Origin of the sequence: Saccharopolyspora antiqui (assembly GCF_052246905.1) — a bacterium.
Classification (GTDB): domain Bacteria; phylum Actinomycetota; class Actinomycetes; order Mycobacteriales; family Pseudonocardiaceae; genus Saccharopolyspora.
Genome location: NZ_JBQQBO010000009.1, coordinates 243224 through 251691, shown reverse-complemented (window position 1 = coordinate 251691; position 8468 = coordinate 243224). Strand labels below are relative to the sequence as shown.

Genomic DNA, 8468 nt, shown 5'->3' with positions numbered 1-8468 from the left:
TCGTGGTAACCGGGTGCGGAGCCGTTTTGCCAACACACGACCCCCGGGTCAACCTGCCGGGTCCGGCACCGAGGTGGCGGTCACCATGGCATCGGTGAGCCCCTTAGACGAGGTCCAGTGGCGCAAGAGCAGCTTCTCAGGCGGTGGCAGCAACGGTGGCGGTCAGTGCGTCGAGGCTGCTGCGTTGCCTGACGGCCGCATCGCGATCCGCAACAGCAACGCCCCTGAAGCAGGCATGATCCTGTTCACCCGCGCCGAGATCGACTCCTGGATCAAAGGCGTCAAAGCAGGCGAATTCGACGACCTCACCTGACGCCGCGCCGCCGATGTCATGGTTCAGGGGCGAGGTCCCGGCGACGGGTACGGCATGCCGTACGGGCCTGGCTGGGCGGGGCGCTTGGCCACGGCGAACTGCACGATCCCGATGACGGCACTTGCGATCAGCGCGGCGAACAAGAACGGCACTGCCGCCAGAAACATCAAGCGAAAACTGAGCGCGCCCGAAATCACTTGATTGATCAACGGGGCGACCACCACAGCCAGGACACCAAGAGCCGCCACCACTGCGGCCGCGATGCTCCGCCGCTCCCTGATCCCCTGCACCAGCGCCGTGGTCACTCCGATAGCCGCGCCCGCGCCGAGCCCGTTCAGCACACGCCCCACCAGGAACATGCCAGCGCCACCGCCGAACGCGATCAGCAGCACACCGATGAGCATGACACCGATCGCAGGCAAGGTCACCGCCATCAGGAAACGCGCGCCGAGCCGGAATCCGAGCGGAAAGGCGATCGCGGCTGCGATCAGATACGCGACGATGCCCTCCACCAGGAACTCCGGGCCCGACAAGCCAAGTTCCATTTGAACGGGAGAAATCAAGTCGGTGCGGTAGACCGCGGTCAGCATGAACAGGCCGATGATCGTGGCAAATCCGGGCCCGATCAGCGTCCACCAGGGGTGACCTTCATTCGAGAGTGCGTCATTGCGCTCTGGCGGTGTAACGGGCATGCGCCCACCATAGCCCACCTTTGATCAACCCATGCCACGTTCTGCTGCGAAGCGCGCACCGTTGCGGGATCGCCCAAGTCCGCGCGAGCGGAGCCCGCCGGGCATCGTCCGGTCAGCCGGTGTTCGCCAAGCGCTGCCTGCGGTGCGCGGCCATCCGGATCGGCGCGTTCGCCACCGCGCGGCCCCGGTAGCCACCGATGCGCTGGACGACCTCGAAGAAGATCCGCGAGCCGAACAGTTCGGTGTACAGGTGCAGGAACTCGCCGTGCTCGTCGCGGTCGTAGAGCACCGAATTCGCCCGCAGCGCGGCGAGCAGCTCCTGATCCAGGTCCAGCCGCGCTTCCAGGTCGGCGTAGTAGTTGTCCGGAATCCGCAGGACCGGGGCACCGCGCTCGTGCAACGCCCGCGCGGTGGCCAGCGCGTCGTCGGTGGCGAACGCGATGTGCTGCGGGTCGCGGACCGCCGGGGCCCACTCACCACGGCGCACCAGCGTTCCGTTCAGCGCGATGCGCACCGAACCGGCCCGGTCGATCACGCCGCGGCTGCGCACCATCCCGAACGGCGCGGCGTACTCCGAGATCGGTTCCGGCTCCAGTCCGACGACCGCGCGGTAGAACAGCGCTGCCTCGTCGAAGTGGTCGAACGGCTGGGTCAACGAGACGTGGTCGATGCCGGTGATGCCGAGCCCCGACGCTGATGGGCTCGCGGCACCGGGGAAGTCCGCCAACCAGTTCGCGGCGTCTTCGGCGCCGGTGCGGCAGAAGAACACCTCGGTGCCGTCCGGTGCCGCCACCGACGAGAGGTTGGCCTCCGCGGGGCCGCGTGAACGCGGCAGGATCGGTGCACGCATCGCATCGGCACGCCGCGCCGAGCGGTTCGGGTCCGCGCTTTCCACCGCCAGCGCCCCGATCGCCGCACCGTCCGAAGTGGACGAATCGGAGTTGAGCAGCACGCGGGCACCGCCCTGCTCCCACAGCCGCACCGGCTTGCTGCGGTGCGTTGCGGTGCACGTGAAGCCGAGGGCGGTGAGCGCCTCGGCGAGCCGATCGCTGGTGTCCTCCCCCACCGCCAGTTCCGCGAAGGCGTAACCGGCCAGCTCCGGGGCGGGTGCCAACCCGGTGACCGGCAGTCCGAGCTGTTCCTCCAGCAGCCGCAACGACCGCATCGCGTCCACCGCCGCCGGTTTCGGGTCGGCCTGCCGGAAGACGTCGTTGAAGACCTCCAGCGACAGCGGACCCCGATAACCGGTGGCCAGCACGTTCGCGACGAAGGTCGGCAGGTCGAAGGAGCCCTGGCCGGGGAACAGCCGGTGGTGCCGACTCCACTGCAGCACGTCCATGTCCAGCCGCGGCGCGTCGGCCAACTGCAGGAAGAACAGCTTCTCGCCGGGAATCGTGCGGATCAGCGTCGGATCGCTACCCCGCGACAGCACGTGGAAGCTGTCCAGGCACAGCCCCAGCGCCGGGTGGTCCGCGCGGCGCACGATCCGCCAGGACTGGTCGTAGGTGTTGACGAACCGGCCCCACGCCAGCGCCTCGTAAGCGATGCGCATGCCGCGCGCGGCGGCTCGTTCGGCGAGCAGGTGCAGCTGTTCGGCGGCGAGTTCGTCGTCGTCCACCGCGTCCGGCGAGACCGTCGAGCACACCAGCATCAGGTCGACGCCGAGCTGCTGCATCACGTCGAACTTCCGCTCGGCGCGGCGCAGATTGTGCCGCAGCACCTCCGGTGGGACCGCTTCGAAGTCCCGGAACGGCTGGTACAGGTCGATGGTCAACCCGAGATCGGCGCAGCGCTGCCGGATCTCGGCGGGCGAGGCGGCGGAGGCGATCAGGTCGTTCTCGAAGATCTCGACCCCGTCGAACCCGGCCGCCGCGGCCGCGAACAGCTTGTCCTCCAGGGTGCCGGACAGGCACACGGTGGCGATCACCCGCCGGGCGTCACGCGCGGACATGCACACCTCCGGCCAGTTCGGCGAAGTGGCTCAGCATCCGCTCGGCGTCCGGCTCGACGCCGGTGAACAGCCGGAAGGAGTCGGCGGCCTGGAACACCGCCATGCCACCGCCATCGAGCACCCGGCAGCCGCTGGCCCGCGCGGCGGCGACCAGTTCGGTCTCCAACGGCCGGTACACGACGTCGGCCACCCACAACCCGGGGCGCAACGACTCGGCGGGCACCGGCAGGCCTGGATACCCCAGCATTCCGGTCGGGGTGGCGTGCACCAGACCGTTCGCCCAGGTCAACGCCTCGGCAACGGTGTCGGAGCGACCCGCTTCGGCCCGGTCCGCGCCGAAGCGGGCGCGCAGCGACTCAACCAGTGCGCCGCTGCGGCGCGCATCGACGTCGAGGACCCGGAGCACCCCGGTGCCCAGGGTCAGCATCGCGTGCGCGACCGCCGCACCGGCACCGCCCGCGCCGAGCAGCACGACGCGCTCCACCGGTACGTCCGGCAGTCCTCGGCTGAAGTTCCGCGCGAAGCCGGACCAGTCGGTGTTGTGGCCGATCGTGCGTCCTTCGGCGAAGACGACGGTGTTCACCGCGCCCAGCGCGGCGGCGTCCGGCGCGAGCTCGTCGAGGTGCTCGACGACCACCTGCTTGCACGGGTGCGTGATGTTGAGGCCGTCGTAGTCGGCGACGCGCGCGGCGGTCAGCAGTCCACCTATCGCATCGGCGGGCTCGCCCAGCACGTCCAGGTCCCACCTGCGGTAGAGGTAGCGGAGCCCGAGCTCATCGGCCTCGCGCTCGTGCAGCGGTGGGCTCAGCGACGGGCCGATGCCCGCTCCGATGAGTCCGATGAGGTAGCTGTCCTGCCTGCGCACCTGGTCTTCTCCGACCTAGACTAATTAACGAACCAGCTAGTTAATTGTAGGGTGCGACCTCGGATCCGGGAAGACCCGCTGCACTACAGTGGGCCCGGAGTGCCAAACCGCAAGGGAGCGCTGTGGCTGCACCGACGTCCGACACCCGCGAGATCCGGCACCGCGATGCCGACCGGACCCGCGCGGAGATCCTCGACGTGGCCACCGAGGAGTTCGCCGACAAGGGCTACGCCGGTGCCCGCGTGGACGAGATCGCCGCCCGCACCAGCACCACCAAGCGGATGATCTACTACTACTTCGGCGGCAAGGAACAGCTCTACCTCGCCGTGCTGGAGAACGCCTACTCGGTGATCCGCGGCATCGAGAGCGAAGCCGACGTCGAAGGCCTGGACCCGGTCGAGGCGATCCGCAGGCTGGCGGAGCTGACCTTCGACCACCACGAGTCGCACCCCGACTTCCTGCGCCTGGTCAGCATCGAGAACATCCACCGCGCCGAGCACCTCACCAAATCCGACCTGCTGCCCGGCCTGGCCAATCCGGCGGTGGAGGTGCTCGGCCGGATCCTGGAACGCGGCCGGGCCAGCGGGCAGTTCCGCGACGATGTCGACGCCCTGGACGTGCACATGGTCATCAGCTCGTTCTGCGTCTTCCGCACCGCCAACCGCTACACGTTCCAGGCGATCTTCCAGCGCGACATGCTCGCCCCGGACCGCCGCGACCACTACCGCAAAATGCTCGGCGACCTGGTGCTCGACTACCTCACCACCTGCTGATCAGCGGATCACGAAGTTGGCCATCATCATCATGTCCTCGTGCTCCGACCTCGGCGTGGCCGCGCTGCTCGACGGCTTCGCCCACCGCTGATCTCGCCGCATCCGGCGTTTTCGCTGGTCAGCTAGCCCGATGGGGACAGCTTCGGGAACTGGGCCGAAGTCGGCGGCGAAACAAGCTCTTGACATGGGGCACGCCGCACTCCAACCTTTGGTGACTAACTAGATGGTTCATAAGTCGCCGGTCTGAGCAACGGTGCACGGACTCCTGGAGTTTCGAAGTGACGGACCACCCGACCGCCACGCAGGGCAAGCCGCGCAAGGCCGCCATCGCCGCATGGATCGGCAGCGCCCTGGAGTACTACGACTTCTTCATCTACGGCACCGCCGCAGCGCTGGTGTTCAACAAGATCTTCTTCCCGGCCGCCGATCCCGCCACCGGAACGCTGCTCGCGCTGGCCACCTTCGGCGTCGGCTACCTGGCCCGGCCGGTCGGCGCCTTCATCCTCGGCCACATCGGCGACGTGTTCGGCCGCAAGCGGGTGCTGGTGTTCACCGTGCTGCTGATGGGCATCTCGACCGTGCTCGTCGGCTGCCTGCCGACCTACCAGCAGATCGGCGTGGCCGCACCGATCCTGCTGGTGGCGCTCCGGCTGTTGCAAGGCCTGTCTGCGGCCGGTGAACAGGCAGGCGCGAACTCGATGTCGCTGGAACACGCGCCGCCGAACCGCCGCGCCTACTACACCAGCTTCACCCTCAGCGGCACCCAAGCCGGGCAGATCCTGGCGACCGCGGTCTTCCTACCGGTGGCCGCCCTACCCGAACAGCACCTGCTGACCTGGGGCTGGCGACTGCCGTTCTGGCTCAGCGCGGGCGTGGTGATCGCAGGCCTGGTGATCCGCAGCAAGCTGGACGAAACACCGGTCTTCGAACGGGAAATCGCGGCTGGCGAGACCAAGCGGGCCGGGACACCGCTCGCCCCGCTGTTCCGCGACCACTGGGCCAGCGTGCTGCGCGTCGTGGTCGCGTCCGTGATCGCCGCCGTAAGCACCATCTTCACCGTCTACGCGCTCAGCTACGCGGTGAACACCGTCGGACTGGCGCGGACGCCGATCCTGTGGGTCGGCGTGCTGGCCAACATCGCCGCGCTGTTCGCGATTCCGCTGTGGGCGGGACTGGCCGACCGGATCGGGCGCAAGCCGGTGTTCATCGGCGGCTCGCTGGGTTGTGCGGTGCTGATGTTCGGCTACCTGTGGTCGCTGTCGATCGGGAACTACGGGTTGATCTTCGCGATCGGAATCCTGCTGTTCGGCGTCGTCTACAGTGCCACCAACGGGATTTGGCCCGCCTTCTACGGCGAGATGTTCCCCGCTCGGGTGCGGCTTTCCGGGATGGCGGTGGGGACGCAGATCGGGTTCGCGCTCGGTGGGTTCTCCCCCAGCATCGCCGAGGCCATCGGGGGCGGGCGGGACGGTTGGATCAACGTCGCGCTGTTCACCGCCGGTTTGTGCGTGCTGAACATCCTTGCGGTGGCCAGCGGGCGGGAGACCTACCGGGTGCCTACCGAGGAGTTGGGGGTGTCGAAGGTGGATCGGTCGGTTCTTGCGGCTGGTGGGTGATGTTGGCGGATCGTGGGGCGTCCGGCGTTGGGCCGGGCGCCCCTTTTTGTTGTCGGGGTTCGTGGGGTTGGGTGGGGTGTTGGTTCGGGCCTTGTTGGCGCTGGGTTTTTCGGTGGTGTGGGGCGGGTTTGGCTTTGGGGTCGGTTTTTGGGCGTGGTTGGGGCTTTTTGACGTTTGGAGTTGGGGGGCCATCCCCGCGAACGGTGGATTTTGGGGGCCGCGCGCCGGATGTCAAGCCCGGCCTGCGGCCGCCCCTTCGGGGGTGAACGGCTTGACATCCGGCACGCGTCCCCGGTTTGGCTGTGGATCGCGGGGATGGCCCGGTGTGGGATCGGCTCGTCCGCGTCGCTGGGTGGCCGTTTTCGGGTGGGGTGGGGCTGTTTTGGGTTGGTTTGGGGTGGTTCCGTGGGGGTTGCGCTGGGTGGCGTGGTGGCGGTTTCGGGCGGGGTTGGCAGGGGTGGCGGGTTCTTGTGGGTTGTTGCTTTGGCGTGGTGGGTTGCGGTTTTAGGTGGCTACGGGGTGGTTTGGGCGTGGTGGCGGGTTGTTTGTGAGTGGGGATTAGGTGTGGGGTGGGTTGTTCTGTCGTGTCGCCTGGCGGCGAGTTGTGGTTTTTTGTTGTGTGGCTGGCGGTTTCGGTCTCTGGCGTGGGTTTCACCTGATCAAGTGACCTGGAAATGCGTGCGAATGTGCGTTCGAGTGCGGGATAATTGGGGCATGGCACCGTTGATTGGCACTCAGGAGACGACCTTGGGCACCGTTGGTGCCCGGTCGGCGGTGGTGTCGTGCTCGGATGGCGAGATTGTTGCTGGGATCGCCGAGGCCGAGCGGACTTTGCGGGCTGTGATGATGCGGCAGTTGCAGCTGATCGCCGAGGCGGAGCATCGGGGGTTGTCGGCGGAGCACGGGGCGCGGTCGATGGTTGTGTGGTTGCGGGAGTTGCTCAACATCAATCATCGCGACGCTAAGACCCGTGTCGTGGTGGCGCGCAATGTTGAGGATCGGGCCACTTCCTACGGCGAGATCATGCCTGCTGATCTGCCCGCCACCGCTCAAGCTCTGGCCGAGGGGGCGATCAGCCTGGAGCATGCGCGTGTGATCGTCGACGGGATTCGGGCGCTGCCGGAATACGCCCGCTGCCACCGGGTGGGCGAGGTTGAGTCGATGCTGGCCGGGTATGCGCGCGAGATGCCGCCGCGCGACCTGGCCAAGGTTGCCGAACGCATCCGCTACCTGCTCGACCAGGACGGCGCCTACCGCGACGAAGAAGCCCAGCACGAAGCGCGGGAGTTGCACTACTCGACCGCACGCGACGGAATGACGGTCATCAAAGCGCGACTCGACCGGGAAACCGGCGCGAAGTTCGCCGCGTTGATCGAGCCGTTGTCCGCGCCCCGTCCCGAAGCCGACGGCGAGAAGGATCCTCGCACCGCTGGGCAGCGCAACGCCGACGGCTTCGCCGCGATGCTGGATCTCGCGTTGGATTCCGACCGGACGCCCCGGGCCGGGGGCCAGCGGCCGCAACTGGCCATCACCATCGACTTCAACGACCTCAAACGAGGACTGGGCTTCGCCGACGAACACGGGATGCCCGGCACCCTGCACTCGACCGAGCAGTCCATCACCGCCGAGAACGTCCGTCGAATCGCCTGCGACTGCGATGTGTTGCCGATGGTGATGGGCGGCGACAGCCTGCCGTTGGACGTCGGGCGCGGCAAACGCACCGCGCCACCGCAAATTCGCGTCGCGCTGCTCCAGCGCGACGGCGCCTGTGCGTTCCCCCGCTGCGACCGCCCACCGGGAACGCCCGACGCCCACCACATTCGCCACTGGATCGACGGAGGCCCCACCGAACTGTCCAACATGGTGATGCTCTGCGCGCACCACCACCGCGTCATCCACAACCACCGGTGGGACATCACCATCCGCGACGGACGCCCGATGTTCATCCCACCATCCACAGTGGACTTCAGACGAACACCGCGACCAGGCGGCAAAGCCCTCCCCGCCGCCCATCGCGACAACCTCCGGGGCCTCATCCCTGCCCAACGCGCCCCGGCGGGCGAATCATGACGCCCAGGTGCAGGTGAAGGGACCACTGGGCCTTCTCGCGCCTCCGCATTCGACGGTTTCACCGAACGCAATACGCCGTTCAGTCTAATCGGGAACAAGAGTATTGACGGATCGTTCAACAATCCTTAGCTTTTAGCGATCCGCATCACAGGACGCACGAGATCGGATCGGCACGATGACAAACCCCG

Annotated in this window: 7 protein-coding genes; 4 read left to right on the top strand and 3 right to left on the bottom strand. The window is 67.6% G+C overall.

What is annotated here, in order from left to right:
- The coding region (locus ACTWQN_RS17490) for a DUF397 domain-containing protein (protein WP_443204548.1) at nt 1-313 on the top strand (313 nt) is incomplete at its 5' end.
- A gap of 23 nt (nt 314-336) precedes the next feature.
- On the opposite strand, the gene ACTWQN_RS17485 is transcribed toward ACTWQN_RS17490, so the two are convergent.
- From ACTWQN_RS17485 to ACTWQN_RS17475, 3 genes are all read right to left on the bottom strand, one after another.
- Nucleotides 337-1005: an MFS transporter gene (locus tag ACTWQN_RS17485; protein ID WP_443204547.1), complete on the bottom strand. Its 669-nt coding sequence runs from the start codon at nt 1003-1005 to the stop codon at nt 337-339.
- Nucleotides 1006-1117: 112 nt separating this feature from the next.
- On the bottom strand, nt 1118-2956 hold the full coding sequence (locus ACTWQN_RS17480) for a bifunctional sugar phosphate isomerase/epimerase/4-hydroxyphenylpyruvate dioxygenase family protein (RefSeq protein ID WP_443204546.1): 1839 nt from the start codon (nt 2954-2956) through the stop codon (nt 1118-1120).
- Nucleotides 2943-3821 (bottom strand): shikimate dehydrogenase, encoded by an 879-nt coding sequence (locus tag ACTWQN_RS17475; protein WP_443204545.1) that lies wholly within the window; start codon nt 3819-3821, stop codon nt 2943-2945. The genes ACTWQN_RS17480 and ACTWQN_RS17475 overlap by 14 nt, the downstream gene beginning before the upstream one ends.
- 122 nt (nt 3822-3943) lie before the next feature.
- Here ACTWQN_RS17475 and ACTWQN_RS17470 point away from each other — a divergent pair, with 122 nt between their 5' ends.
- The 3 genes from ACTWQN_RS17470 to ACTWQN_RS17460 all read left to right on the top strand — a co-directional run bounded on the left by ACTWQN_RS17470 (nt 3944) and on the right by ACTWQN_RS17460 (nt 8280).
- Nucleotides 3944-4594, top strand: a complete 651-nt coding sequence (locus ACTWQN_RS17470) for a TetR/AcrR family transcriptional regulator (RefSeq protein WP_443204544.1) — start codon at nt 3944-3946, stop codon at nt 4592-4594.
- Nucleotides 4595-4872: 278 nt separating this feature from the next.
- Nucleotides 4873-6210 (top strand): MFS transporter, encoded by a 1338-nt coding sequence (locus ACTWQN_RS17465; protein ID WP_443204543.1) that lies wholly within the window; start codon nt 4873-4875, stop codon nt 6208-6210.
- Nucleotides 6211-6873: 663 nt separating this feature from the next.
- Nucleotides 6874-8280: an HNH endonuclease signature motif containing protein gene (locus tag ACTWQN_RS17460; protein ID WP_443204542.1), complete on the top strand. Its 1407-nt coding sequence runs from the start codon at nt 6874-6876 to the stop codon at nt 8278-8280.
- Nucleotides 8281-8468: the final 188 nt, after the last annotated feature.

Excerpts from the sequence above, each read along its gene's own strand:
- ACTWQN_RS17480 (WP_443204546.1), bottom strand. The coding sequence starts at position 2,956 with ATGTCCGCGCGTGACGCCCGGCGGGTGATCGCCACCGTGTGCCTGTCC.
- ACTWQN_RS17485 (WP_443204547.1), bottom strand. The coding sequence starts at position 1,005 with ATGCCCGTTACACCGCCAGAGCGCAATGACGCACTCTCGAATGAAGGT.